Origin of the sequence: Planotetraspora thailandica (genome assembly GCF_016863335.1) — a bacterium.
GTDB classification, from domain to species: domain Bacteria; phylum Actinomycetota; class Actinomycetes; order Streptosporangiales; family Streptosporangiaceae; genus Planotetraspora; species Planotetraspora thailandica.
On record NZ_BOOR01000031.1, the window covers coordinates 151979 to 175982 of the forward strand.

22 protein-coding genes are annotated in these 24004 nt (G+C 69.0%); 2 read left to right on the forward strand and 20 right to left on the reverse strand.

Going from position 1 to position 24004, the window contains the following annotated elements; translation table 11 throughout:
* Window positions 1–13: 13 nt before the first annotated feature.
* The 10 genes from Pth03_RS21495 to Pth03_RS21540 form a co-directional block, all read right to left on the reverse strand.
* On the reverse strand, window positions 14–1381 hold the full coding sequence (locus Pth03_RS21495; protein WP_239119253.1) for an IS110 family RNA-guided transposase: 1368 nt from the start codon (window positions 1379–1381) through the stop codon (window positions 14–16).
* A gap of 346 nt (window positions 1382–1727) precedes the next feature.
* Window positions 1728–1919, reverse strand: coding sequence for a DUF5999 family protein (locus tag Pth03_RS21500; RefSeq protein WP_203946126.1), 192 nt, complete (start codon window positions 1917–1919; stop codon window positions 1728–1730).
* 162 nt (window positions 1920–2081) lie between these two features.
* Window positions 2082–2846 carry an HpcH/HpaI aldolase/citrate lyase family protein gene (locus Pth03_RS21505; RefSeq protein WP_203946127.1) on the reverse strand — a complete coding sequence of 255 codons (765 nt, stop codon included), beginning with the start codon at window positions 2844–2846 and terminating at the stop codon, window positions 2082–2084.
* Window positions 2843–3766: a succinylglutamate desuccinylase/aspartoacylase family protein gene (locus tag Pth03_RS21510; protein ID WP_203946128.1), complete on the reverse strand. Its 924-nt coding sequence runs from the start codon at window positions 3764–3766 to the stop codon at window positions 2843–2845. The genes Pth03_RS21505 and Pth03_RS21510 overlap by 4 nt, the downstream gene beginning before the upstream one ends.
* Window positions 3763–4617 carry an alpha/beta fold hydrolase gene (locus Pth03_RS21515; RefSeq protein WP_203946129.1) on the reverse strand — a complete coding sequence of 285 codons (855 nt, stop codon included), beginning with the start codon at window positions 4615–4617 and terminating at the stop codon, window positions 3763–3765. Before Pth03_RS21515 ends, Pth03_RS21510 begins: the two co-directional genes overlap by 4 nt.
* 27 nt (window positions 4618–4644) lie before the next feature.
* A complete protein-coding gene (locus tag Pth03_RS21520) occupies window positions 4645–6375 on the reverse strand; it encodes a DUF885 domain-containing protein (RefSeq protein ID WP_203946130.1) in 1731 nt (576 codons plus the stop codon).
* Window positions 6376–6450: 75 nt separating this feature from the next.
* The gene (locus Pth03_RS21525; protein ID WP_203946183.1) at window positions 6451–7632 is read right to left on the reverse strand and encodes a dipeptidase; all 1182 of its coding nucleotides are present in this window, start codon (window positions 7630–7632) and stop codon (window positions 6451–6453) included.
* A complete protein-coding gene (locus Pth03_RS21530) occupies window positions 7632–9008 on the reverse strand; it encodes a dipeptidase (protein WP_203946131.1) in 1377 nt (458 codons plus the stop codon). Before Pth03_RS21530 ends, Pth03_RS21525 begins: the two co-directional genes overlap by 1 nt.
* Window positions 8995–9693 carry an SDR family NAD(P)-dependent oxidoreductase gene (locus Pth03_RS21535; RefSeq protein ID WP_203946132.1) on the reverse strand — a complete coding sequence of 233 codons (699 nt, stop codon included), beginning with the start codon at window positions 9691–9693 and terminating at the stop codon, window positions 8995–8997. The genes Pth03_RS21530 and Pth03_RS21535 overlap by 14 nt, the downstream gene beginning before the upstream one ends.
* A complete protein-coding gene (locus Pth03_RS21540; RefSeq protein WP_203946133.1) occupies window positions 9690–10403 on the reverse strand; it encodes a creatininase family protein in 714 nt (237 codons plus the stop codon). Before Pth03_RS21540 ends, Pth03_RS21535 begins: the two co-directional genes overlap by 4 nt.
* A 279-nt stretch (window positions 10404–10682) precedes the next feature.
* On the opposite strand from Pth03_RS21540, the gene Pth03_RS21545 reads away from it, so the two are divergent.
* Window positions 10683–11312 carry an Lrp/AsnC family transcriptional regulator gene (locus Pth03_RS21545; RefSeq protein ID WP_203946134.1) on the forward strand — a complete coding sequence of 210 codons (630 nt, stop codon included), beginning with the start codon at window positions 10683–10685 and terminating at the stop codon, window positions 11310–11312.
* Window positions 11313–11333: 21 nt separating this feature from the next.
* Here the strand turns inward: Pth03_RS21545 and Pth03_RS21550 are convergent, their stop codons facing one another.
* From Pth03_RS21550 to Pth03_RS21595, 10 genes are read right to left on the reverse strand one after another with little or no spacing between them, the layout of a single operon-like run.
* The gene (locus tag Pth03_RS21550) at window positions 11334–11831 is read right to left on the reverse strand and encodes a MaoC family dehydratase (RefSeq protein WP_203946135.1); all 498 of its coding nucleotides are present in this window, start codon (window positions 11829–11831) and stop codon (window positions 11334–11336) included.
* A gap of 1 nt (window position 11832) precedes the next feature.
* Window positions 11833–13032: a CaiB/BaiF CoA transferase family protein gene (locus Pth03_RS21555; RefSeq protein ID WP_203946136.1), complete on the reverse strand. Its 1200-nt coding sequence runs from the start codon at window positions 13030–13032 to the stop codon at window positions 11833–11835.
* On the reverse strand, window positions 13029–14285 hold the full coding sequence (locus Pth03_RS21560; protein WP_203946137.1) for a methylaspartate ammonia-lyase: 1257 nt from the start codon (window positions 14283–14285) through the stop codon (window positions 13029–13031). The genes Pth03_RS21555 and Pth03_RS21560 overlap by 4 nt, the downstream gene beginning before the upstream one ends.
* Window positions 14282–15106 (reverse strand): M55 family metallopeptidase, encoded by an 825-nt coding sequence (locus tag Pth03_RS21565; RefSeq protein ID WP_203946138.1) that lies wholly within the window; start codon window positions 15104–15106, stop codon window positions 14282–14284. The genes Pth03_RS21560 and Pth03_RS21565 overlap by 4 nt, the downstream gene beginning before the upstream one ends.
* Window positions 15103–16062 carry a glycosylasparaginase gene (locus tag Pth03_RS21570; protein ID WP_203946139.1) on the reverse strand — a complete coding sequence of 320 codons (960 nt, stop codon included), beginning with the start codon at window positions 16060–16062 and terminating at the stop codon, window positions 15103–15105. The genes Pth03_RS21565 and Pth03_RS21570 overlap by 4 nt, the downstream gene beginning before the upstream one ends.
* Window positions 16059–17102: an oligopeptide/dipeptide ABC transporter ATP-binding protein gene (locus tag Pth03_RS21575; RefSeq protein WP_203946140.1), complete on the reverse strand. Its 1044-nt coding sequence runs from the start codon at window positions 17100–17102 to the stop codon at window positions 16059–16061. The genes Pth03_RS21570 and Pth03_RS21575 overlap by 4 nt, the downstream gene beginning before the upstream one ends.
* A complete protein-coding gene (locus Pth03_RS21580) occupies window positions 17099–18115 on the reverse strand; it encodes an ABC transporter ATP-binding protein (RefSeq protein ID WP_203946141.1) in 1017 nt (338 codons plus the stop codon). The genes Pth03_RS21575 and Pth03_RS21580 overlap by 4 nt, the downstream gene beginning before the upstream one ends.
* Complete coding sequence (locus Pth03_RS21585) at window positions 18112–18978, reverse strand: ABC transporter permease (protein ID WP_203946142.1); 867 nt, start codon at window positions 18976–18978, stop codon at window positions 18112–18114. Before Pth03_RS21585 ends, Pth03_RS21580 begins: the two co-directional genes overlap by 4 nt.
* Complete coding sequence (locus tag Pth03_RS21590; protein WP_203946143.1) at window positions 18975–19916, reverse strand: ABC transporter permease; 942 nt, start codon at window positions 19914–19916, stop codon at window positions 18975–18977. The genes Pth03_RS21585 and Pth03_RS21590 overlap by 4 nt, the downstream gene beginning before the upstream one ends.
* A 40-nt stretch (window positions 19917–19956) precedes the next feature.
* Window positions 19957–21552: an ABC transporter substrate-binding protein gene (locus Pth03_RS21595; RefSeq protein WP_203946144.1), complete on the reverse strand. Its 1596-nt coding sequence runs from the start codon at window positions 21550–21552 to the stop codon at window positions 19957–19959.
* A gap of 309 nt (window positions 21553–21861) precedes the next feature.
* Here Pth03_RS21595 and Pth03_RS21600 point away from each other — a divergent pair, with 309 nt between their 5' ends.
* Entirely contained in the window at window positions 21862–24003 is a 2142-nt protein-coding gene (locus Pth03_RS21600) for an amidase family protein (protein WP_203946145.1), read from the forward strand.
* The last annotated feature ends 1 nt before the right edge of the window (window position 24004 follow it).

Here is a 24004-nt window from a genome sequence, read left to right on the forward strand (position 1 = left end):
GGGCCGGTATTGGTCAGACGGCTTGAGTGAGGGCGACAGTGAAGCCGAGCGCTTCCAGCTGCCGGATGTGGTTGCGGGCCTTCTTCCCCTTGTCGATGCGGTTGGCGTAGTAGTCGACGCCCAGGTCACTGAAGCGGGTGCTGGGATCGGCGAGCAGATGCCAGACAATGACGAGGATGGACCGGGCGATGGCCACCAGGGCTTTGAGCTTGCCGCGACGTTTGACGATCCGCCGGTAGCGCTCGCCCAGAAAGGTGTCGCTCTTGGCCGCAGCGGCAGCCGCGTTTCCCAGCACACCCTTCAAGTACGGGTTGCCCTTTCCCGCCTGACCAGATCTGCTCTTGGCCCCTGACTGGATGGTGCGAGGGCAGAGCTTGGTCCAAGACACCAGATGTCCTGCGGTGGGGAACCGACTCATATCCAGTCCAACCTCCGCGATGATCACCTGGGCGATGTGCGGAGCGATACCGGGGATCTCATCCAGCCGCTCCAACGCCGGGAGCAGGATGTGGGCCATCTGGCAGTGGTCACACTCATCGGAGCCGCAGTCACAGCCGTGACCGTCTCCGTCCCGGGGAGCCTGAGCGGCGGGAAGGGCTGAGAGCACCTGCTCGACCCGGACGGTCAGCTGATCGATCTGCCTGGTGAGGCCGTCGATCTGGTCCAGCAGCATCCGGGCGAGTTCAGCGTGGTGGTCGTCGAACTGGCCGGTCAACGCCTCGATCAGGGCGGCGTTCTTGGCCTTCATCTTGCCGCGGGCCAGATCGGCGAGCACCCGGAGGTTGCGTTCCCCCGCGATCAGCGCTTCGACCATGTCCCGGGCCGAAACGGTATCCAGCTTGCTCGCCACCGACGACACCTTGATCAGCGAGTCCTCCAGCAGCTTTTCCAGCCGCTGCCAATGCCGAGTCCGCTCTTGAGTCAGATCCACCCGCATCCGGGTGTAGTCCCGCAGCGTACGAATCTCCTTTGGCGGCACGAACGAGGGCCGCAGCAGCCCTTTCTCCGTCAGCTTGGCCAACCAGACGCTGTCCAACTTGTCCGTCTTCGGGCGGCCGGGGACGTTCTTAACATCCCGGGCATTGACCAACTGGACCTTCAGGCCGCGCGCTTCCAGCAGATAGAACCAAATCCGCCAACAGTCGGAAGTCGACTCGACCGTGACCATCTCGATCCCCTGGCACACCAGATGATCGGCGAGTTCGGTAACCGCGTTGAACGTGGCGTCAACGTCCCACACCTTGCTCAGGCGCCGGCCCGGCCTGGACTCGTGCGGCACGCGCATGCACACCTTGCCGGAGTCCTTGGCCACATCGATCGCGCAGACCCGCTGGAAGACCTGCTCGTGTTCCTCATCGGGGATTTCATGAGGCTCTCGCATCGCCACGCGAACCGTCCTCCATCACCTGTCGGGGGGTAGGTGGAGGGATGCCCGGGGGCCTCGGTCGGGAACCGAAATTCTGACCGGCGTGCTCGAAGCAACAGTGCGTGACCCTTCCAGGTCGGGCCCCGGCGTCAGACTAATCCACGGGCTCCAGATCCCAAGAAGACACCGACGTCGGCGGGCAACCCGACCCCATTTTCACGCCTGCGCGGCGTCACCGCAGGGATAGGGGGACTAATCCGACGGTCGGGGGTTCGAATCCCTCATGGCGCATCGCAGAGTGGTCCATGGTGTCGAGGTAGACGGCCGCGCGTTCGGCAGATCGGTGCATCCCCTCACCCGGTCAGGCAGCGGAGGAGAGCCGCTCTCGTGGCGCGAGGGCATGCCCGTCGGGGAACAGTTCGCCGCTGTCGTCGAAGAGCACCACGCCGTTGCAGAGGAGACTCCACCCTTGCTCCGGATGGGCGGACACGACGCAGGCGGCCATATGGTCGGTGGCGTTCGCCGCGGGGCATCGAGGCCGGTGGACGCACATGATGCCCTCCCCTTTCCCTACGAACCCGTTACACCACCCACGATCGCCGCACCCGGGTTGCCCGTCTATACGGCCAACGCCCGTTCTTCCAGGCAGGCAGGCCCTACCGGAGCCTCCCCGCTCCCCGGTACGCGACGCCTCCGCCTGGAACTTCCAGCCTGTTCACGACTCGTCGAGCAGACGCCGGGCCAGCTCAAGGCGGGGTTTGTCGATCATCTGGCCGTCGACGCGGATGACGCCTCTCTCGTCGGCCTTCTCCACTACCCGGCGGGCCCAGGCGAGCTCGGCCGCCGTGGGGGTGAACGCCTGGTTGACCGGGGCGATCTGGCGGGGGTGGAGGCAGAGCTTGCCACCGAAGCCCAGCCTGCGGGCACGCCGGGCGTCGGCGGCCGCCTGGGCCGGGTCGTCGAGGTCGGTGGTCACCCCGTCGATCGGCACGGCGATCCCCTGCGCGCGTGACACCACCACCAGACGAGAACGGGCGTAGACGAACTCCTCGTCGGCGGCGCCGATGTCGAGGCCGAAGTCGACGTTGCCGAAAGCCAGCCGTACCACGTTCGGGTGGGCGGCGATGAGGGACGCGTTCTCCAGCCCGGCGGCGGTTTCCACCAGGGCGACCACCGGCCCCGCGATCGCATCCAGCGCGTTCGGGGTCTCGGCCTTGGGCACCATGACGCCCAGCAGTCCGGGCCGGTCGGCGATCGCGGCGAGGTCGTCGTCGTGCCATGGGGTGTCCGCGCCGTTGATCCGCACGTAGGCCCGGTGCCGGATCAGCGCTTCGGCTACGGCCGCCCGAGCGGCAGGCTTGTGCTCCGGCGCCACGGCGTCTTCGAGGTCGAGGATGCCGACGTCGGCGCCGCTCGCCGCGGCCTTGGCGAACCGGTCCTGGCGGTCGCCGGGCGTGAACAGCCAGGACCGTGCCCTCATGACCGTTCCACGTCCCGGGCGAGGCCGAGCAGCAGGCCGTCGGCGGAGACCGCCGGGCTGCTCGTCAGGAACAGCGGCGTGCCCGCCTCGGGCGCGCGCACCTCGGCGAACACCTCACCCCAGACGTCGCTCACGGTTCCGAGCAGCCCGCCGGCCGGCACATGTTCCCCGACTGTCACGGCAGGCTGCCACCAACCGGCCCGGTCGGTGCGCAGCCAGTGCCAGCCCTCGTGACGGCGAGCGTCGCGCGCCGGCCACGGCTCACCGTCCAGCACTCCGATGGACCTGGCGATGTTGGTCAGCCCGGCGAGGTGCCTGTCGATCGCCGCCCGGTCGAGCAGGCCGTTCTGACCGGATTCCGCGATGATCGCCGGGATGCCGGCGTCCGCCGCGGCCGCGCATGTGCTGCCCGCGACGGTCCGTTCCACCGCGGCCTGCCGGACGATGTGCCCGGCGCCGTAGGCCACGGCGAGATCCAAGGAGGCCGCCTCGACCGGAGACTCCTCGTAGATCGTGAACGGCTCGAGCGACTCGGGCACGTCGCCGGCGTGCATGTCGACCAGGTAGTCGGAGCCGACGATGAACGTGCTGAACACGTGGTGGGCGAGCACCTCGGTGAAAGTGCCGTGGGGGTCGCCGGGAAAGCTCCGGTTCAGGTTCTTGCCGTCCGCCGGGACGACGAACGGCGTCCTTGCCCAGAACCCCGGCACGTTCACCACCGGAACGACGACGATCCGCCCGGAGACGGCGGCCGTGTCGAGGTCCCGCACGAATTCGCGGACGGCCGCGATCGAGGCGTACTCGGCGCCGTGGACGCCGGACAACACGGTGAGCCGCGGCCCGTCGCCCCGCCCCTGGATCTCGAAGTACGGAATCTCGAGCTCGAGGTCGGGGATGTGCAGGTCCCGCCGTGTGATCATCGGGACGCCTCGAGATCCGGCAGGGCCTCGGCGAGGAAGTCGCGCATCGTCTTCTGGAACAGCTCCGCCTCCTCGATCTGTGGTGAGTGGCCGGACTTCTCGAAGACGACGAGCCTGGAGTTCGGGATGAGCGAGGCGATCGTCTCCGCCGACGACACCGGGGTCACCCAGTCGGCGCGCCCGACGGTGACCAGGGTCGGGCAGGTGACGGAGGGAAGCTGCGGCTTGACGTCATAGACGGGGGCGTTGTGCTGGAAACACCAGTTGTGCGCCTCATGGCGGTAGATGCCGGCCTCGACCCGGGCCGCCGCCTTCACCGGGTCGTACTCGTAGTCGTACAGCGGGATCAGCTCGGCCCAGCGGGCCTTCAGGTCCTCGTCGTCGCGGATGTTGCCGCTCCAGTACCGGTCGTAGTTCTCCCAGTTGAGCTCCACCCGGGTCTGCAGGCGCGCGTTCTGGTGGGCGATCTCCAGGTTGGTGCGGTCCGGCGAGGTGTCCCGCAGGATCATCGCGCGCACCCGGCCGGGATAGGCGATCGCGTATTCCATGGCGATGAACCCGCCGTAGGAGCCGCCCGCGATCACGATCTGCTCGGCGCCCGCCCACTCGCGCAACGCGTCGACGTCGGCGGCCCACTGGGCGTGTGAATAGGGCGGGACGCCCTCGCTCAGGCCGCATCCCCGGGCGTCGAACACGATCACACGGAACAGGTCGGCGAGCGGGCCGAAGGTCGCCTTCGGCTCCGCCAGCGAGCCGATTCCCCCGCCGCCGTGGTGCGCGATCAGCACCGGGGCGCCCTCCTCGCCGAGGACCTCGACGTTGAGCCGCGCTCCGTTGATTTCCACGAACATGTTCACTCCTTGCCGATGGGCGCCGGGTCAGGCCGCCACGACGTCGATCCAGGCGGCCACGATCTGGTCGAGCACGCCGAGCGGGACCGCGCCGTTGCCGAGCACCGTCCCGTGGAAGGCGCGGATGTCGAACCGGGATCCGAGCCGGTCCTCGGCCAGGGCGCGCAGGCGGCGGATCTCCCTGCGGCCGATCATGTACGCCAGTGCCTGGCCGGGCCAGGCGATGTACCGGTCGATCTCGTTGCGGACGTTGGCGCGTGTGGTCGCGGTGTTGTCCCACATGAAATCCATGGCCTGCTGCCGCGACCAGCCCAGGTGGTGCATGCCGGTGTCGACCACCAGCCGGCAGGCCCGCAGCGCGTCGAACGAGAGCATCCCCAGCCGGGCGAGATCGGAGGTGTACAGGCCCATCTCGTCGGCCAGCCGTTCGCTGTACAGGCCCCAGCCCTCGACGTACCCGCACACCTCGGCGTCCAGGAAGCGGCGGTACTCCGGCAGATCCGTCAGGGTCTGCGCCGAGGCGATCTGCAGATGGTGGCCCGGTGTGCTCTCGTGGAAGGCCAGCGCCTCGTATTCGTAGACGAACCGCTCCTGCGGGTCGGTCGTGAGCACGCAGTGGGCGCCGGGGCGGGAGCCGTCGCCGGCCGGCGGCCGGTAGTGCGCGAGCGCGGCGTTGCCCGCCTCGATCGGGTTGATCTCCTCGATGACGCAGTCGGCGATGTCGTACGCCGGGAACCACTCGTCGCGGACCTCCTCCGCGCGGCGAAGCGCGTCGGCGACGGTGTCGACGATCTGCGCGGCTGTGGCGAACCGCAGCGAACGGTCGTCCCGCAGCCGGGAGAGGACCTCCCCCACGTCGCTCGTGCCGAGCGCCCGGCCGCCCAGCTCGGCCCATTCCTGCCGCAGTTCGGCAAGGCAGTCCAGGCCTATCTGGTGGATCTCGTCCGGGCTGAGATCGGTGGTGGTGTGCCGCCGCACCGCGTCGCGGTAGCCTTCCTCGCCTCCGGGGACGAAGCGGATGCCCACCCGGTCGTCGGGCCGGGCCACCGGCAGCAGCTCGTCCTCGAGGCCGGCGAGCAGGCGCCGCATGGCCGGGCGGACGGACCCCTCGACGATTTCGGACGCGCGGGCCCTGATCCGCTGGTGGTCGACGCCGTCGGGCAGGCGCGGGCTGAGCAGGGTGTCGTCGGCCAGGCTCAGCGCGAGGTGCCCGCTGAGCTGGTCCATGGCCTGGCCGACGCCGACGCGGGTGGGGATCCGCCCGTCCGCCTTGGCCTCCCGGTAGCGGTCGAGGATCGCGTCGAGGAACGCGGGCAGGGCGGCCAGCCGCTGGAGGTACCGGTCGGCCGCCGCCGCGTCGGTGATGGACGCGGCGGGAACCGACATGAACATCATCGCCTGCGGCGACGAGTATCCGTCCGCGGAGGCTCCGGTCTCCCACAGCCCGTGCTCGAGGTCGGACCGTACGCCCCAGGCGAGCCGGCCGAGCACCGCGTGGTTGATGCGGTCCGTCCCGTTCAGGCCGGCGGGATCGATGTCATGCAGCCGCCGTTCGATGTCGGCGATCTTCGCGGCTTCGGCGGCGGAGCCCTTACGGCTGGGGTCGGGCACCAGGCCGTCGAAACCCGAGACGCCCAGCAGGGTGGCGCTGAACGGGTCGGCGGTGTGCTTCACCTCGAAGAACTCCGCGCTGAGCTGGGCGAGCTGGTCGTTCGGCTCGGCGCTCGCCTGGGCCGAGGGCTGGTTGTCAGTGGCCACTGGTCTTCTTTCCTGTCGGCCGGGTTCCTGAGATTCCTGAGGGATGAATGGCGAAATCGGTGGGACAGGCCATGCCTAGGCCCAGATCCGCTGGAGCGCTCGGAGGATGTTGCCGCCCAATACGGCGGCGATCTCGCTGTCGGAGAACCCCTCTTGCACCAGCCATCCGCAGATGTTGCCGAAGTTCTCGGTCGGGTTCTCGAGACCGTCCACGAACTCCACCTTTTCGAAGGAGGGACCCCCGGGGGCGGCCGTCCCCACCTTGAGCAGGTGCCCGAAGACGGTGTGCAGGCCGACGTGGTCGCCGTACAACGTGTCGGGGCCGAACGCGACGTGCTCGATCCCGACCAGATCGAGGCAGTACCGGAAGTGGTCCATCACCGACAGGATGGTGTGCCGGGGGTGTGCCTCGGACAACGTCGTGTGCGGTGCCGCGGACATCCCGATGACGCCACCCGTCTCGGCCACGGCCCGAAGGACGTCGTCCGGCTTCATCCGGGGCGTGTTCCAGACCGCACGGGCTCCGGCGTGCGTCATGAACACGGGACGCTCGCTGACCGCGCAGACGTCCATGCCGGTCCGATCGGAGGAATGCGAGATGTCGATGGCCAGGCCCAGCTTGTTCATCCTGGCGACCGCGCGTCTGCCGAAGTCGGTCAGGCCGCCGTCGGTGGTCTCGTTCAGCCCGCTGCCGAGCGCGTTCGCGTCGGAGTAGGCGATGCCGATCTGCCGGAGCCCGAGACCGTAGAGCACGTCGAGCCGGTCGATCTCGTTCTCGATCGGCGTGGCCGCCTCCAGGCCGAACAGCAGCCCCACCTTGCCCGCCCGGTGGGCGTATTCGATGTCGTCCATCGTGCGGATCACGATGACGTCGCTCTGGTGGGCGATGTCTGCCTGGCGCATGCCCAGGTCGGTGACGATGTCGAGCCAGCGCCACGGGGCGTTGCCGGTGACGCAGGCCGTGCCGTCCATCATGTTGTCGAACACGACGGTCATGCCCGACGCGAGGAGTCCGGCGAACGCGGTGTGCTGGCGTCCCGTGCGGTTGTAGTCCGGCGTCTGCCGCATGTCCGCGGGGAACCGTACGGGATGGTCGTGCAGGCTGATCACGATGGTGTCGCGCAGCAGCCGCTCGGCCCGTTCCCGGTCCGGCTCGCTCAGCCCGCCGTCGTACGGCGGCACGCGGCCGAACTCGGGGGCCAGGTCGAAGGCGGGGAGGTCGACGCCCGGCGTGAGATAGCCGTACGACTGGTACATCACGCCGATCCGTCCCGGATGACGGGAGCCAGCCGGTGCGGGCCGTCGGCGAGCAGGCGCCACAGGTGTTCCCAGGCGCGCATGCCCTCGCGCAGCCGGGAGATCCGCAGGAACTCGTTCGGCGCGTGCAGGTTCTCGTCCGCCGTGGAGAAGGAGAAGAACAGGGTCTTCGCGCCGAGCACCTCCTCGAACAGCGCGGTGGCGGGCAGCGTCCCCGCGATGACCGCCAGCAGAACCTCCTGGCCGGGGTAGACGTGCGCGAGGGCCTCGGTGGCGGCGCGGATCGCCGGGTGGTCGGCGGGGATCGTGTACGCGGGAACCCCGCCCTCGTCGGGCCGGACGGTGACGCGCACACCGGGGATCTTCTGGGCGAGCACGTGGTCGGTGATCGCCTGGAGCACCCGTTCCGGGCGCTGGCCCGGCACGAGACGGCAGGAGATGTGACCGGTCGCGACGTGCGGAATGACCGTGTACTTGCCGCCGGCCTTGACGCCGTTGATCTCGAGCGTCGGACGCTCCCACAGCCGTTCCAGGGTGTTGTAGCCGGCTTCGCCGAAGACCTCGTCCAGGCCTAGGCCATCGCGATAGCCGTCCTCGTCGAAGGGCACCGCCGCGATGGCGGCGCGGCGCTCGTCGGTCAGCTCGGGGATGCCGTCGTAGAAGCCGTCGACCGCGACCCGGCCGTCGGTGGTGTGCAGGCCGGCCAGGATCTCCGACAGCGCGTGCACCGGGTTGGCGACGGTGCCGCCGAACCGCCCGGAGTGCAGGTCGCCGTCGGCACCGGTGACCTCGACGTCCAGAGTCACCAGGCCCTTGGACGCGATCGACAGCGAGGGCTCGCTGGGCCGCCACATGGCTCCGTCGGCGGAGATCACCAGGTCGGCCGCGAGTTCGTCGGCGTGCTCGCGCAGGTAGGCAGGCAGATGGGGGCTGCCGATCTCCTCCTCGCCTTCGAAGAGGAACTTGACGTTCAGCGGCAGCGCGCCCTCCTGCTCGACGAACGCCTGCGCCACCTTGAGCACGATGAACACCGGGCCCTTGTCGTCGGTGACACCGCGGCCGCGGATCACGTCGCCGTCCACGGTGAGCTCGAACGGCTCGGTGTGCCACTCGGCGAGATCGCCCGTCGGCTGCACGTCGTAGTGGCCGTAGACCAGGATGGTCGGCGCGCCCGGCGCGCCCAGCCAGTCGCCCCGCACCGCGGGGTGACCCTCGGTCTCGACGACGCGGCCTCCGGCGAACGACAACTGTGCGGCGAGCCATTCGGCCGCGGCGCGCATGGTTTCCTGGGTGGCGTCCCGGCTCACGCTCGGGACCGCGACGTAGGCGGCCAGTTCGTCGATGTACTCGGCGTCGGTCGCATCAAAAGAGAGCATGTCCACCATCAATCGAGATTGTCTGACCGGTTATCCAGGACGATTCCTCGGACACGAAGAACCGCACGCCGTGGGCGATGTCCTCGGGCCTGCCGAGCCGCCGTACGGCGATGCCGTCGACGAGCGCGGCCTGCCCCTCCTCGCCGTAGCTCTCCCACTGCTTGATCGTCGTGGGGTTGGACAGCACGAACCCCGGCGCGATGCAGTTCACCGTGACGCCGAACCGGCCGAGCTCGTGGGCCATCTGGCGGGTGAAGCCGATCTGCCCGGCCTTGGAGCTGGCGTAGGCCTGGATGCCGGTGAGGCTGACGCTGCGTCCGGCGCCGGAGGAGATGTTGACGATGCGGCCCCAGCCGCGCTGCTTCATGCCCGGCGCGACCGCCCGCGTGCACAGGAAGGTGCTGGTCAGGTTGGCCGCGACCACGGCGGCCCAGTCGTCGTCGGTGATCTCCTCGATCGGGTGGTGCACCTGGCCGACGACCCCGCCGGCGTTGTTCACCAGGATGTCGACGTCACCGACCTCCCCGAAGAAGGCGTTCACCGCGGACGAGTCGGTCAGGTCGGCGATGTCCTTGTCGACGCCGTGCACCCGGACGCCGTCCGCCTCGAGGGCGGCCACGATGGCCGCCCCGATCCCGTGGGCCGTGCCGGTGACGACGGCGACCCTGTCCTTTCCTGCACTCACTTGTTGATCCATCCGTTCTCAAGCAGTTCGCGGACCTCGGCCACGCCGGCGTCCCACACGGCCTGCATGTCCTCGTCACTGCGCTGGTAGGCCCCGCCGAGGCTCCCGTCAGGCGAGAGCTCCTTCATCTCTTTCGCGCTCAGGTTGTTCACCAGCGACCTGGGCAGGACGGGGGCGGCGCCGTCGGGGATCTCCACGCCGGCGACCCTGGTCCAGGGGAAGTTCTCCAGCCAGGAGCCGTGGTACTGGTCGTCGTCGAAGCGGCTCGCGGCCTCGGCCGTCCGCGGCGCGTTGTACCAGCTGTGGAACAGGACCTCCACCCGGTCGAGCCGGGGCTCGGAGATCCATTCACGGATGAGGCCGGCGACGGGTGCGTTGCCTCCGTGGCCGTTGACCACCGCGATCCGCCGGAAGCCCTGGGAGGCGAGGCAGTCGAGCAGGTCGCGCACCACCGCGATGTAGGTGGAGATGCGCAGGCTCATCGTCCCCGGATATTCGGTGAAGTACGGCGCCATGCCGTACGGCAGGACCGGCAGGACCGGCACGCCGAGGGGCTCTGCCGCCTCCACCGACACCCGCTCGGCGAGCAGCGTGTCCGTCCCGAGCGAGAGGTACCCGTGCTGCTCGGTCGAACCGACCGGCAACACGATGCGATCGTCGCGTTGGAGATGGTCGGCGATCTGCATCCAGTTGCTGTCGAAGACCCGCACCGGTCCTCACGCTCCGTTCTGGTGGTTCCACGCACTGTCCGCGCATTCGGCTTGTGAAGTGAAAGCCGAGTCGATCCCCTGGGCAGTCATCTGTAAGGAGATCTGTGCCCCATACTAACCATTCGCCTCAAAATCACCACCCATCACCCCTTAAATGTGCAAATGGTCGCTTGCTCGGGCATGCGCGACCGGCATCCGGAGCCCGGTGTGGCGTCCCTCATACGGACGACTTCGGAGGATCTGCGCTTTCCGCACGTCCGGGCAGGTAGCCTTCCCGCCATGCCCCCTCGCCGCCGCGCCGCAACGCCCAACGCCGCGCCCAACACCTCTCCCACCACCGCGCCCGACGCCGCGCCCGACGCCGCGCCCACCGCCTCGGCCGCCCCGTTCCGCGACCTGACCGACATGCCGCCCCAGTCGCCCCCCGTTCCGCTCGACGACGTGGACCGGCAGATACTCGTGCTGCTCAGCCAGGACTCCAGGCGCTCGCAGCGCGCACTGGCCCGTGAGCTGGGCATGTCCGCCCCTTCGGTGAAGGAGCGCATCGCGCGTCTGGAGCGCCTGGGCGTCATCCGCGGCTACGGCGTGCGCCTGGACTGGAGCGCCGCGGGCTTTCCGATGACGGTCTACCTGACCATCACCGCCGTCCAGGGCTACCAGCAGAAGGAACTCGTCGAGAAGCTGGCGCTCATACCGGAGCTGGAGCGGCTCGACATCGTCACCGGCGCGATCGACCTGCTCGCCCAGCTCCGGGTACGTGATCACTTGCATCTGCGGCAGCTGCTCATGGATCGCATCTGGCAGATCGAAGGCGTGCAGCGGACCGAGACGTCGCTGAGTCTCGTGGAGATCGGACCGAAGGACCTGGTCGCCGAACTGCTGTCGAAGCCGGCCGGCGACCCGGCCTGACGAGTCCGGCCGGACCGGCGGTCATCCGCCGGTCATCGGCCCGTGCGCGGGCCCGAAGCCCCGCCTGTACACCATCACCGTCCGGTTGAAGGTGATGACGACGGTCCCATGCTGGTTGGTGCCGGTGGTCCGCACGGTGACGATCCCGACCTCCGGCCTGGATCGCGACTCCCGCACCGCCACCACCTCGGACGAGGAGTAGACCGTGTCGCCCTCGAACAGCGGGTTCGGCAGCCGCACCTCGTCCCAGCCCAGGTTGGCCATCACGTTGTAGGACACGTCGGTGACGGACTGCCCGGTGACGAGGGCGATGGTGAAGGCGGAGTTGACGAGCGGGCGGCCGAACTCGGTCTGCGCGGCGTAGTGCGCGTCGAAGTGCACGCGAGCGGTGTTCTGGGTGAGCAGGGTGAACCAGATGTTGTCCGCCTGCGTGACAGTGCGCCCGAGTCCGTGCCGGTACACGTCACCCACCTCGAAGTCCTCGAAGTAGCGGCCCTGCCATCCTTCACGGACGGTCATGTCAGCGCTCCTCCTCGGGCCGCACCGACCGCAGCCGCGCGATGCGGTCGGCGTCGTAACCGAGCACCTTGGTGAGGACGTAGTCGGCGTCCTCGTCGCGCCGGGGAGCGCGGCGATACCGGCCTTCTTCGGACCCCACTCTCAGGGGGCTCGCCACCTGGCGTACGGTCCCGAAATAGGGGTGCTCGGTCTCGACCACCATGCCGCGGGCGATGGTGTGCGGATCCCGCAGGGCCTGCGCCACAGAGTTGACCGGCCCGCACGGCACCCCCGCCACTCGTAGGAGCCCCAGCCAGTGCTCGCTCGTGTTCGTGGCGAACACGGCCTCCAGCTCCGCGAGCAAGGCCTCGGAGTTCTCTCTGCGGGCGGCGAAATCCTGATACCGGGGGTCGTCCGGCCACTCGGGATGACCGACGACCTCGGCGAGCCGGCGGAAGAACTTCTCCTTGGGGCAGGCGACGACCAGCCAGCCGTCCCCGGTGGGAAACGCCTGGAAGGGGACCAGGGACGGATGCGCCGAGTGGTGCGTCCTCTTGGGCTCGAAATCGCCGTTGAGCTGCCAGGCGGCCGGATAGGTCAACATCGAGATCGCCGTGTCGAACAGGCTGATGTCACAGTCGGCGCCGATCCCGTCACGACGCGCCGCGTGCAGCGCGGCCAGGATCGACGCCGCCGCCACCAGCCCGCCCGAATAGTCCACCAGCGACAGGCCGGACTTGGTGGGCGGTCCCCCGGGCTCGCCGGTGATGTCCATCCAGCCCGCCATGCCCTGCAACACGTAGTCGTAGCCGGGCTCCGCGCTGCGCGGCCCCGTCATCCCGAAGCCGCTGAGCGAGCTGCAGACGATGGCGGGGTTGAGATGCTTCAGGTCGTCGTAGCGGATCCGCAGTTTGGCCGGGACGTCGCCGCGCAGGTTGGAGTGCACCACGTCGCTGACCTTCACCAGGTCCTCGAAGACGGCGCGGCCCTCCGGCGTGGAGATGTCGAGGCTGAGGCTCCGTTTGTTGCGGTTGAACGTCTCGAAGAACAGGCTGTCCTCACCGTGCTGCTCGGGGACGACGTACCGCCCGATGTCCCCGCCGGTCGAAGGATCCTCGATCTTGATGACCTCGGCCCCCAGGTCCGCCAGGTGCACGCTGCCGAACGGCCCCGCCCCGTACTGCTCGATCGCGATGATGCGGACATCCGCCAGCGGCGTCACGGCAGAGCCCTCTCTCCCCGCGCCGCCGCGAGGGCCGCGACCCGCGCCATCTCATTCCCCACGATCATGAGCCCCTCATCCACTCCCATGCCGGGCTTGGCCAGCACCTGTCCCGCGCCGCAGGCCATGGCGATGTTGGCGCTGACCTGCGCCGAACGGTCCGTCTCGTTACACGTTCCACCGCAGTACGCCACGAGTCCACGATCGCGGACCAGCAACAGCGCCTCGATGGTGTTGTTGACGCCGCCGAGATCCGGCGTCTTGACGTGGATCACGTCGGCGGCGTCCTTGCCGACGAACATCTCAATGTCTTCAAGGGTGTTGCACCACTCGTCGACCGCGACCTTCACCTGAGCGCCCATCCGCCGCAGGGCCGACCGCAGCCCGACGTACGTCTCGATCTGCGCCTCCCTGCCGCCGGCGTCGACGGGGTGCTCGACCACCAGCTCGTACGGCGCGGCGATGTCGCCCAGACGGGCGAGATAGGCGGCGACCGCCTCGACGTCCCCGTCGAAGGCCAGGCCCACGGTGCCGTAGGTGTCGAAGTGCAGCCGGGGCGTGTACGCGCTGTCAGGACGCAGTTCCCCGATCCTGGCCACCAGCCACCGCAGGTAGTCCTCGAGGAGCTCGCCCCGGCGTCCCAGCTTGGTGTCGACATTGTTGATCAGGGCGTGCGGAAGGACGTCCACCCGTTTGAGGATCATCTTCTCCGCGTTGGCGTATCGCTCGTCGCCGGTCTGGGCGAACATCGGCACCGGCCTGAGCTCCACGCCGGTCGCGTATTCGTCGCGCACGACCTCTGCCATGGTCAGCCTGCGGCTTTGCGCGACCGCATCGAGCACCGCCTGCGTCACGCCGTACCGCACGGCCGTGTGCAGCGGCCCCGACGCGGTACGGCAGGCGTCGACGCGCCCGGCGAGCTCGCGGAACGAGTCGAGCTCCGCGCCCACCAGTAGGGGGACGAGGTGTTCCTCGACGTCCCTGCGGGCCGCCGCCGCGTTGAAGAGCGGGTCGCGGCCGCCGGCGCCGCTGTACTGCACCGCGGCGCAGTCGCCCTGGGCGACCGAGCCGTCTTCGAGCAGCAGGAGCACCGACAGCGCCTCGCCGGCCTGCCGGATCGCGGAGAAGCCCGGCGTGATCGGATCACCCCGGTAGGCGAAGCCGTCGTGCTCGGCGCCGGCCCTGATGGCCGCCTGGTCGTCGGCGAAGAATCCGGCACGCGCGGGCACGGAGAGAACTCCGACGATCTTCATTCGACCAGCCCCCGGCACAGCAGCACGACCGTGACGAACGTCTGATAGATCCACAGCGGGTCGTCGCCGGTGATGGCCGCCGACAAGGCTCCGGTGCGCTCGACCCCGGCGATCCTGGCGGCCAGCTCGCAGTAGTCGCTGCTGCGGAAGGAGAGGCCGAGGGTGACGGGAAGGTCGATGGACGGCGGTGCCGCGCCCGGCAGGTCGCCGACGGCTGCCCGGGCTCGCTCGCGGATGAGGTCCCTCGCCGCCTCCGGGTGCAGCGCCTCGGCGGAGAACCGGGTGATGGACTTCTTGACCACCGCGGCCTTGATGCCCGGGCAGAACCGCTCGGTCTCCTCGGCCGTCGTGACGTCGCCGGTCACCAGCACGATCGGCACGCCGTACGCGCGGGCGACGAGCGCGTTGATGCCCGCCTCTCCGGCGACGACCCCGCCCACGGTCACCTCGGCGAAGGCCGACGGGAAGTAGGTGTGCGACAGGACCGAGCCGTCGCTGCCCATCGACCCGTGGTAGGACACCAGGAAGATCGCGTCGAAGCTCTCGTCGAGCCCCTGCATCATGTACATCGGCTTGTACCGGCCGGACAGGTAACCGGCGCGCCCGGCGAGCGCGTCCGGCTTCAGGTTGGCCATCTTGGAGTGGGCGTCGTTCACCAGGAACTCGGTGGCCCCGGCCTCCATCGCGCCCTCGATGGCGGCGTTGATCTCACCGGTCAGCAGCCCGGTGTAGTACGGGTACTGCGATCCGCCGATGACGCACTGATCCCAGTCGACGACTCCGGCGGTCCCTTCCATGTCGGAAGAGATGAAGATTTTCACAACACGCTCCTCGGGTGGAACTCGGGCTCTGTCGAGGTCTCGGTCATCACCGCGTAGACCGAGCCCTCCTGTCCCGCCGCGGCGCCGTGCCGGCCGTCCGGCGTGAGGGCGAGACAGCGCAGTTCGGCGCGGAACTCGTCCGGGAGGGTCGCCGCGTCGGCCAGCATCGCCAGGCACGCCGCGGACGGGTCGAGCCCGCGCGCCAGATCCGCGACGATGCCGCGGGCGCCCAGCGCGCGCATGCTCAGCTCTCCGCGGCCGGTGCAGGCGGCGCCGCCGTACCGCAGGTCGGCGTAGTTTCCCGCGCCGGGGATGGCCGAGTCCCCCACCCTTCCCGGGTACTTCCAGGGATAGCCGCTGGTGGACACGCCGACGACCAGTTCGCCGGAGGAGTCCAGGGCGATGATGTTGATGGTTCCCCATGGCCCGTCGTGCGGGGCGAACCGGTTGACCAGGTCCAGGGCGGTCCTGCGGTAGAGGTCGTCACCGGCCTGCGCCGCCGTCCGCTCACCTTCGACGGACTCCTCCGAGGGCAGCAGCGCCGACAAAAACAGCTTTTTGGACTCCTCGGTCAGCAGGTCGGCCCGGGTGAACCCGTTCTCCTCGGCGAACAGCTCGGCTCCGGCGCCGACGAGCAGGCTGTGCTGCGGCAGGCGTTCCAGTACGGCACGGGCGATCGAGATGGGGTTGGGGAAGCCCTTCACCGCGCCGACGGCGCCGAAGGCCCTGGTCGAGCCGACCATCACCGACGCATCGAGCTCCACCACCCCCTGGGCGTTCGGCAGCCCCCCGGTGCCGACGTAGTGGTCGTCGAGGTTGTCCTCGCACCTCCGCAGCCCGGCCTCGACCGCGTCCAGCGCGGAACCGCCGCGGGCGAGGATCTCCATGGCGGCGGGCAGACCGGCCTCGCTCCGCTCGCTGCCGATGACGACGGGGCTGCTGGTGGGACTGCTCACGCGACGACTCCTTCTGCGCGCTGGGACATGTGGACGCACGCGGCCCACCGGGCGGGATCGCGTGGATCGACAAGCAGGGGCGGCTCGGCCGCACACGCGGCCACGACGGACGGGCACCGGTCGGCGAAACGGCACGGGTGGGTGCCGTCCCTTTCCGCGGACCGCGCGACCTCCTGCCTGACGGCGTCGTGACCAGCGGCCTCCTCCGGCTCCTCCTCCGCCTCGACCGGGCCTTCCCCGTCGACGAGCCGGGGAACCGAGCCGATGAGCAACTTGGTGTACGGATGGACCGGGTCGTCGAACAGGGTGTCGGTGTCCCCGGTCTCGACGATGCGGCCGCGGTACATGACGGCGGTACGGTCGCTGATCTGCCGTACGACCGCCATGTTGTGCGAGACGAAGACGACCGACAGGTGGAGCGTCTCCTTGAGGTCGGCGAGCAGGTTGATGATGTTGGCCTGAACCGACACGTCGAGGGCGGACACCGGTTCGTCCGCGACCAGCACGGTGGGCTCCAGCGCCAGCGCCCGTGCGATGCCGACGCGCTGCCGCTGGCCGCCGGAGAACTGCCGCGGGCGTTGCTCCAGGGCACGTTCGGGCAGGCCGACCAGGTGCATCAGCTCCCTGCTGCGCTCGTTCACCTTGTCGCGCGGGACCAGCTTGTGGAAGCGGAGCAGCTCGGACAGCATCTGCCCGACCGTCATGCGCGGGTTCAGCGAACTGTAGGGATCCTGGAAGACCATCTGGATCGCCCGCTGCTGAGCCCGCGTGCGCTTCTCCGGCAGGACCTCGCCCTCATAGCGGATCGTGCCCGCGGTGGGCCGGTAGAGGCCGACGACGGTGCGCGCGAGGGTCGACTTGCCGCAACCCGACTCGCCGACGAGCCCCAGCGTCTCTCCCTTGTGCAGCACCAGGTCCACGCCGTCGACGGCGTGGTTCACCACCGGCTTCTTGCCGAACAGCCGGTCGGTCACCGCCACGCTGGGAGTGAAGTGCCGGGCCAGGCCCTCGACTGAAAGGATCTCGTTTCCCGCCGTCACTGCTGGCTCACCGCTTCTTCCGAGACCATCGCGGTCCATCGCTCCGCCGTGTCGATGCGCCGGCAGGCGCTCACTCTCCCCGGCCCGGCGGGAACCGGCTCCGGTTCCCGCTCGCGGCAGGCGTCCTCGGCGAAGGGGCAGCGGGGGGCGAAGGAGCACCCCGTCACCGCTTCGCTGAGGTCCGGGGGCCGGCCCTCGATGGTCAGCAGCCGGGCGACCCGCCGGTCCGGGTCGGGCACCGAGCGGAGCAGGGAGAACGTGTACGGATGCCGGGGCTCGGTGACCAGGTCCAGCAGGTCGCCGGACTCGACGACCTTGCCCGCGTACATCACGTACAGCCGCGAGCACGTCTGGCTGACCACCGCGAGGTCGTGACTGACCAGCAGCAGCCCGACGTGCTCCTCCTGCTTGAGCCGGCGCAGGACGCCGAGGACCTGAGCCTGGATCGTCACGTCGAGGGCCGTGGTCGGCTCGTCGGCGAGGATGAGCCGCGGCTTGGTCGACAGCGCGATCGCGATGCAGATCCGCTGGCGCATCCCGCCCGACAACTGGTGCGGATACAGCTCATAACGGCGCTCGGGATCGGCGATCCCGACCTCTCTCATGAGGTCGACGGCGATCGCCTTGGCCTCGCTCCGCGACTTGCCGAGCTTGCGCAGCGGCGCCTCGGCGATCTGGTCGCCCACCCGCATCACCGGGTTGAGCGCCGTCAGCGAGTCCTGGAAGACCATGCTCATCGTGTCGGTCAGCCGGCGCTTCAGGCGTTTGGCCGGCAGCCCGGTGACGTCTTCGCCGTCGATGAGGATCGTTCCCGAGACGATCCTCGCCGGGCGGGGCAGCAGGCCGAGCAGCGCGCGCAACGTCAGGCTCTTGCCCGAGCCGGACTCGCCGACCAGCCCCACCGACTCGGCCGCACCCACGGAGAGGGAGACTCCGCGGACCGCGTGCAGGCGTCCGTGCGGCATCGGGATGTCGACGTGCAGGTCTCGGACTTCGAGCAGTGGAGGGGTCATCGGTTCGCCTTCTCCACGATGCCGTCCGCGATCAGCGCCAGCGCGAGGCCGGTGATGACGACAGCCAAGCCGGGAATGGTGGATATGTACCACTTGGTCAAGATGAACTGCTGACCTTCCTGGATCATGGTTCCCCAGTCCGGGGTCGGCGGCGGCACGCCGAGGCCGAGGAATCCCAGCGTCACGATCGCCAGCAGGGTGAGCACGATGTCGCTCATCGAGAAGACGATCGCCTGCAGGACGACGTTCGGCAGCAGATGCCGCAGCAGGATCCGCCACGTCGGCAGGCCGCTGGCCCTGGCCGCCATGGCGTACTCCTGCTCCTTGGCGACCAGCACCTGACCGCGCACGATGCGGCAGTACGCCACCCAGCCGACCAGGGTGATCGCCGTATAGATGCTCGTCGTCCCCGGGCCCATGGCGAAGACCAGCGCGATCACCAGCACCAGGAAGGGGAACGCGATCACCATGTCGACGATCCGGCCGATGACGGCGTCCACCCAGCCGCCGAACCATCCCGCGATCAGCCCGACCAGGCTCCCGATGATGAACGGCGAGATGACCGCCAGCACGCCGACCCGCAGGTCGACGCGGGCGCCGTAAAGGAGCCGGGCCAGCACGTCGCGGCCGAGCGCGTCGGTTCCGAGCAGATGCCCCTTCGCTCCGGGTGCGAGCAGGGCGTCGGCGAGGTTCTGCTTGATCGGATCCTGGCTCGTCAGCAGCGGTGCGCAGAGCGCCGCCGCGACGATGAGGCCGAACAGGACCAGCCCGGCCACGAGCGGCGGGTTCCACCGTCCGCGGATGCGGCGGCCGGCTTCGGGAGCCGCGGGTACGTCGGGACCGACGATCGTGACCGCGCTCATGCGAGCTTGACCCGGGGATCGAGGGCGGCGTGCGTCACGTCGGTCAACAGGTTCACGACGACAACCATGATCGCGAAGACCAGAGTGATTCCCTGCACGGTGGGGAAGTCCCTTCCGAGAATGGAATTGATCATCTGTTGTCCGATGCCGGGGAGCGAGAAGACGCGTTCGACCACGAGCGTGGAGCCCGTGAGGTAGGCGAGGTTGACGCCCAGGACGGTGACGGACGAGACGGCGGCGTTGCGCAGGGCATGCCCGAGCACCACCCGTGCGGTGCTGATCCCCTTGCTGTTCGCCGTCACGATGTAGTCGCTGCTCAGCACGTCGATCATGCTGGCGCGCAGGCTGCGGATGAGGATCGGCGAAAGGGTCAGGGCGATCGTGACGCCGGGCAGCACCATGCCGCGCAGGTGGTCGGCCAGGCTGGCGCCGTATCCGGCGACCGGGAACCAGCCCAGCTTCAGCCCGAAGATCAGGATCAGCATGATGCCGAGCCAGAACGCCGGCAGCCCCAGCCCCACGACGGGCACCGCGCGGATGATGTTGTCGGCGATCCCGTTGCGCCGCGCCGCGGCCAGGACGGCCAGCGGCACGGCGATCAGCAACGTGAAGACCGTGCCCGAGACCAGCAGCCAGATCGTCACCGGCAGGCTGATCGTCACCAGGTCCATCACCGAACTGCTGTACACGTAGGAGTATCCGAGGTTCCCCTGCAACAGGTGCCCCAGGAACGTCACGTACTGGCTCAGCAGCGGTTTGTCGAGCCCCATCTGGCTGCGCAGCTCGCTGATCGCCTGCGGAGTGGCGTGCGAACCGAGCAGCGTGGCCGCCGGATCACCTGGGATCAGGCGGATGAGGAAGAACACGATGAACGAGATCCCGAGAAGAACGGGGATCAGGGACACCAGCCGTTTGAGGATGTAGAGCAGATACTTCATCGACTCTGTCGCTCCCTGAGTTGGGTCGGCATTACCCCGCTCAGAGCGAGACGTCTTCCAGGTGGTAGGAGCCGGTGGGCAGGACGTTGAAGCCCTGCACGTTGCTGGTGGTCGCGTACGGGAACGGCGTGTAGAACAGGAACACCAGGAACGCCGACTCGGCGGCCTTCGTCTGAAGCTCGGTGTACAGAGCCTGACGCTTGGTCTTGTCGAACTCCTTCTGCGCCTTGTGCACCAGGTCGATGAGCGACGCATCGTTCATGCCGGTGTCGAAGGAGTGCCCGCCGGTCGTGGGGTCGAGCGCGAACTGCGCCAGCTCGTCCGGGTCGGCCAGGTCCATGGTCCAGTAGGAGTGCGCGATCTCGTAATCCAGCTTGCCGGTCAGGTCGTGCTGCGCGCTCGGGTCCACGTTCTGGATGTTCAGGGTGATGCCGAGTTCCTTCAGCGACGCCTGCAGGACCTGCGCGATCGCCGCGTCCACCGCGTCGCCGGACATGGCCAGCCATGTGGTGGTGAAGCCGTTCGGCACGCTCGACTGAGCCAACTCCTCCTTGGCCTTGGCCATGTCGTACTGCAGGCCCGGCGTGTTCTTGTCGTAGTACGGCGTGGACGGCATCATGAACGAGTTCGCCGGGGTGCCGTTGCCGAACAGGATGCTCTTGACCAGCGCCTCCCGGTCGACGGCGTAGGAGATGGCACGGCGCACGTGCACGTCGTCGAACGGCTTCTTGGTCTGGTTCATCATGATGTAGTCGGTCTTCGTGGACGGGAAGAGGTCGACCTTCACGTTGGGCGTGCCCTTGAGCTGGGCGAGGCTGGAGAACGGCGGGGCCTCGTTGATGTGCGCCTGCCCGCCCTGCAGCTGGATCGCGCGGGCGTTGCTGTCGGCGACCACCTTCCAGGTGACGGAGTCCAGGTGCGGCTTGCCCGCCTGCCAGTACGACGGGTTCTTCTTGAGCGTGAGGGCGCTGCCCTTCTGCCAGGTGGCCCACACGAACGGGCCGGTCCCGATCGGGTTGGCGTAGAACTCGTCCTTGGTCTTGCCCGCGTAGTCCTTGGGGATGATGCCGTTGTTCGGGCAGCTCAGGTCGGCCAGCAGCGGCGCCCACGGGTACTTGGTGGTCACCACGACGGTGTAGTCGTCCGGCGTGGTCACCTCCTTGATCGCGGAGTTGATGAACTCCCAGCCGCCCTTGGTCTTGCTCGACTCGTCGATGGAGAACTTCACGTCGGCCGAGGTCATCGGCTGGCCGTTGTGGAACTTCACGCCCTGCCTGAGCTTCAGCGTGCAGGACAGGTTGTCCGGCGCCATCTCGTAGCTCTCCGCGAGCCACGGCTTCACGCCCTGGCCGTCGTCCGTCATGGCCACCAGCGGCTCGTAGATCTGGTTGTAGGTCCAGATCGAGGCGTTGCTGAACACCGTCGTCTTGTCCATGTTCACCGCGTCGTGATCGCGGACGATGACCAGGTCGCCTCCCTTCTTGGTGCCGCCGGGGGCCGCCTGCGAGGAGGTCGACCCGCATGCGGCCAGCAGCGGCGCGGCCGAGAACGCCCCGATACCGAGTGCGCCCAGCTGGAGCAACCTGCGCCTGCTGATCGCAGGTACGCGGAGGCCCTCGGGAATGTCATCGAACATGCCTGCTCCTTCGTAGATGTGCTATGGGGCGGAGCGGTCGCCAAAGGTGGGTTTGGGGAGGTGAGGGGTGTGGTGAGGTCTGCTGTGCCGGTCAGGCGCGCCTGAACCTGTCCACCGTTGAGCATTGGAGCACGGGTACGTTTCCGACATATTACGCACGAATCACCTGTCATACGTAAGGCCTTAAGCGCAACTTCCGAATCAGACGCCATGGGGAGGGCCGGGTAGATCCTCAAATTGCTTTGGTAGTGTCCGGCGGCAGGACATTCTCGGATCACCGAGGCGAACACCCCACGAGGGGATCTCCCCATGCAGCTGACCATCATCGGAGCCGGTGCCATCGGCGGAACGATCGGCGCCCACCTCATCCGGGCGGGCCACGACGTGCTGTTCTGCGACGCGGACCCGGCGCACGTCGAGGCGATCAACCGCGACGGCTTGGCCATCGAAGGCCCGGTCGAGAACTTCACGGTGGCCGCGCGCGCTGTCACCCCCGATGACCTGCCCGAACGCCTGGACCACGTCGCGATCGCCGTCAAGAGCCACCACACCGCGCAGGCCGCCGAGTTGCTGCGTGGCCGGTTGGCCCCGGACGGATATCTGGTCAGCTTCCAGAACGGTCTGACCGCGGACGCACTGGCCGCCGTGGTCGGCGTGGAGCGGCTACTCGTGAGCTTCGTGAACTTCGGCGCGGACGTCCTCGGCCCCGGCCGCATCATGCAGGGCAACGTCGGCACGTTCCGGGTCGGCGAGCTGTCCGGCGAGATCACCCCGCGGCTGCGCGAACTGGTCGACGCCCTCCCCTACGCCGAGGCCACCGGCAACATCATGGGGTTCCTCTGGGGCAAGGAGGCCTACGGCGCCATGCTCTACGCCGGAGCCGTCTCCGACCTGTCCATCGCGGACTCCCTGGAGGACCCGAAGTGGCGGCCGCTCATGCTCGGCATCGCCAGGGAGGTGCTCGCGCAGGCTCCGGTGAAGCCCGAGGGTTTCGACGGTTTCGAGCCCAGTGACCTGGAGGGATCCCTCGCCCGGCTGGTCGCCTTCAACCGCGCCAGCGCCAAGTCGCACAGCGGCATCTACAGGGACCTGATGGTCCGCAAGCGCAAGACGGAGGTCGACGACCTGCTGCACGACCTCGCGGGCCCGCTGACGACCTACACCGGCGAGATCATCAAGGCGATCGAGCGGGGCGAGCGAACATGCGAGGTGGCCAACCTGGAGCTCCTCGCCGCCTACGAACGCGCCGAACGGCTCGGCCGTCCACTGGACGCCGTGGTCGAACTGTTCCACGCGCCCGCCCGCGCCGCCGACGGACCGCTGCACGGCGTGCAGATCGCGGTCAAGGACCTGATCGACATCGCCGGTCACCCACGCGGCAACGGCAACCCCGAGGCGATGCGCGGAGAACCCGCCGCGGCGGACGCCCCCGTCATCGCGGCGCTGCGCGCGGCAGGCGCCGACGTCTTCGCCGCCACGTCGTTGCTCGAGTACGCCGCGGGCGCCGTCCATCCCGCCGTGCCGGAGACGATGAACCCCTTCAACCCCAGGCGGACCGCCGGCGGGTCCAGCGGAGGTTCGGCGGCCCTCGTCGGGGTCGGCGCCTGCGCTGTTGCTCTCGGCACCGACACCGGCGGCTCGATCCGGATCCCGGCGCACTACTGCGCCACCGTCGGGTTCAAACCGAGTTACGGCGCTCTGCCGCTCGACGGTGTGCAGGCGCTCTCCCCCACCCTCGACCATGTGGGCCTGCTGGCCCGCGACGTCGCGACCACGGTCACGGTCTTCTCGGCGCTGACGGGAGCCGCGCCCGCGCAGCTCGCCGGCACCGCGCTCCGCGTCGGCGTCCTCCCCGGACAGCTCGATCGCGCCGAGCTCGAACCGGACGTGGCGACAGCCGTACGCGAGGCGATCAAGGCACTGCGGAACGCCGGCTGCACGATCGTGGAGGTCGACGGCTCGGCCTTCGACGAACTGGAGAAGACCTTCTCCGACATCCTGCTGTTCGAGGCCTGGCAGGTCCACGGCGAACGGGTGACGGCGTCTCCCGGCCACTACGGCCCGGAGACTTTGCGGCTGCTGCGTTCCGGCTCCGAGGTGAGCGAGGCCGGCTACCGCGCGGCCATGACCGCCCGCGAGCGGCTGCTGCCCGCCGCGGCCGAGGTCTACACGGGGATCGACGTTCTCCTGACCCCCGCCGCGCCTTTCGTCGCGCCCGTCACGACCCCTCCGGTCGACACGCCGGAAGGCGCCGCGGAAGGTCTGTTCACCGCCGTCCACAATCTCACCGGCGCCCCGGCGCTGGTGTTGCCCTGCGGCTGGAGCGCCGACGGCCTCCCGATCGGGCTCCAGTTGTCGTCCCCGCGGGGCACCGACATGGACCTGCTCGCCGTAGCCGGCCACGTCGAGTCGGCGCTCGCCGTCGACGCCCGCACCCCCGCCCTGCGCTGAT

What these genes read in the sequence shown, in the direction of transcription:
- Pth03_RS21600 (WP_203946145.1), top strand. Translation starts at nt 21,862, where the DNA reads ATGCAGCTGACCATCATCGGAGCCGGTGCCATCGGCGGAACGATCGGC.
- Pth03_RS21550 (WP_203946135.1), bottom strand. Translation starts at nt 11,831, where the DNA reads ATGACCGTCCGTGAAGGATGGCAGGGCCGCTACTTCGAGGACTTCGAG.
- Pth03_RS21530 (WP_203946131.1), bottom strand. Translation starts at nt 9,008, where the DNA reads ATGCTCTCTTTTGATGCGACCGACGCCGAGTACATCGACGAACTGGCC.
- Pth03_RS21515 (WP_203946129.1), bottom strand. Translation starts at nt 4,617, where the DNA reads ATGTTCGTGGAAATCAACGGAGCGCGGCTCAACGTCGAGGTCCTCGGC.
- Pth03_RS21560 (WP_203946137.1), bottom strand. Translation starts at nt 14,285, where the DNA reads ATGAAGATCGTCGGAGTTCTCTCCGTGCCCGCGCGTGCCGGATTCTTC.
- Pth03_RS21505 (WP_203946127.1), bottom strand. Translation starts at nt 2,846, where the DNA reads ATGAGGGCACGGTCCTGGCTGTTCACGCCCGGCGACCGCCAGGACCGG.
- Pth03_RS21590 (WP_203946143.1), bottom strand. Translation starts at nt 19,916, where the DNA reads ATGAAGTATCTGCTCTACATCCTCAAACGGCTGGTGTCCCTGATCCCC.
- Pth03_RS21500 (WP_203946126.1), bottom strand. Translation starts at nt 1,919, where the DNA reads ATGTGCGTCCACCGGCCTCGATGCCCCGCGGCGAACGCCACCGACCAT.
- Pth03_RS21525 (WP_203946183.1), bottom strand. Translation starts at nt 7,632, where the DNA reads ATGTACCAGTCGTACGGCTATCTCACGCCGGGCGTCGACCTCCCCGCC.
- Pth03_RS21495 (WP_239119253.1), bottom strand. Translation starts at nt 1,381, where the DNA reads ATGCGAGAGCCTCATGAAATCCCCGATGAGGAACACGAGCAGGTCTTC.
- Pth03_RS21580 (WP_203946141.1), bottom strand. Translation starts at nt 18,115, where the DNA reads ATGACCCCTCCACTGCTCGAAGTCCGAGACCTGCACGTCGACATCCCG.
- Pth03_RS21510 (WP_203946128.1), bottom strand. Translation starts at nt 3,766, where the DNA reads ATGATCACACGGCGGGACCTGCACATCCCCGACCTCGAGCTCGAGATT.
- Pth03_RS21585 (WP_203946142.1), bottom strand. Translation starts at nt 18,978, where the DNA reads ATGAGCGCGGTCACGATCGTCGGTCCCGACGTACCCGCGGCTCCCGAA.
- Pth03_RS21595 (WP_203946144.1), bottom strand. Translation starts at nt 21,552, where the DNA reads ATGTTCGATGACATTCCCGAGGGCCTCCGCGTACCTGCGATCAGCAGG.
- Pth03_RS21545 (WP_203946134.1), top strand. Translation starts at nt 10,683, where the DNA reads ATGCCCCCTCGCCGCCGCGCCGCAACGCCCAACGCCGCGCCCAACACC.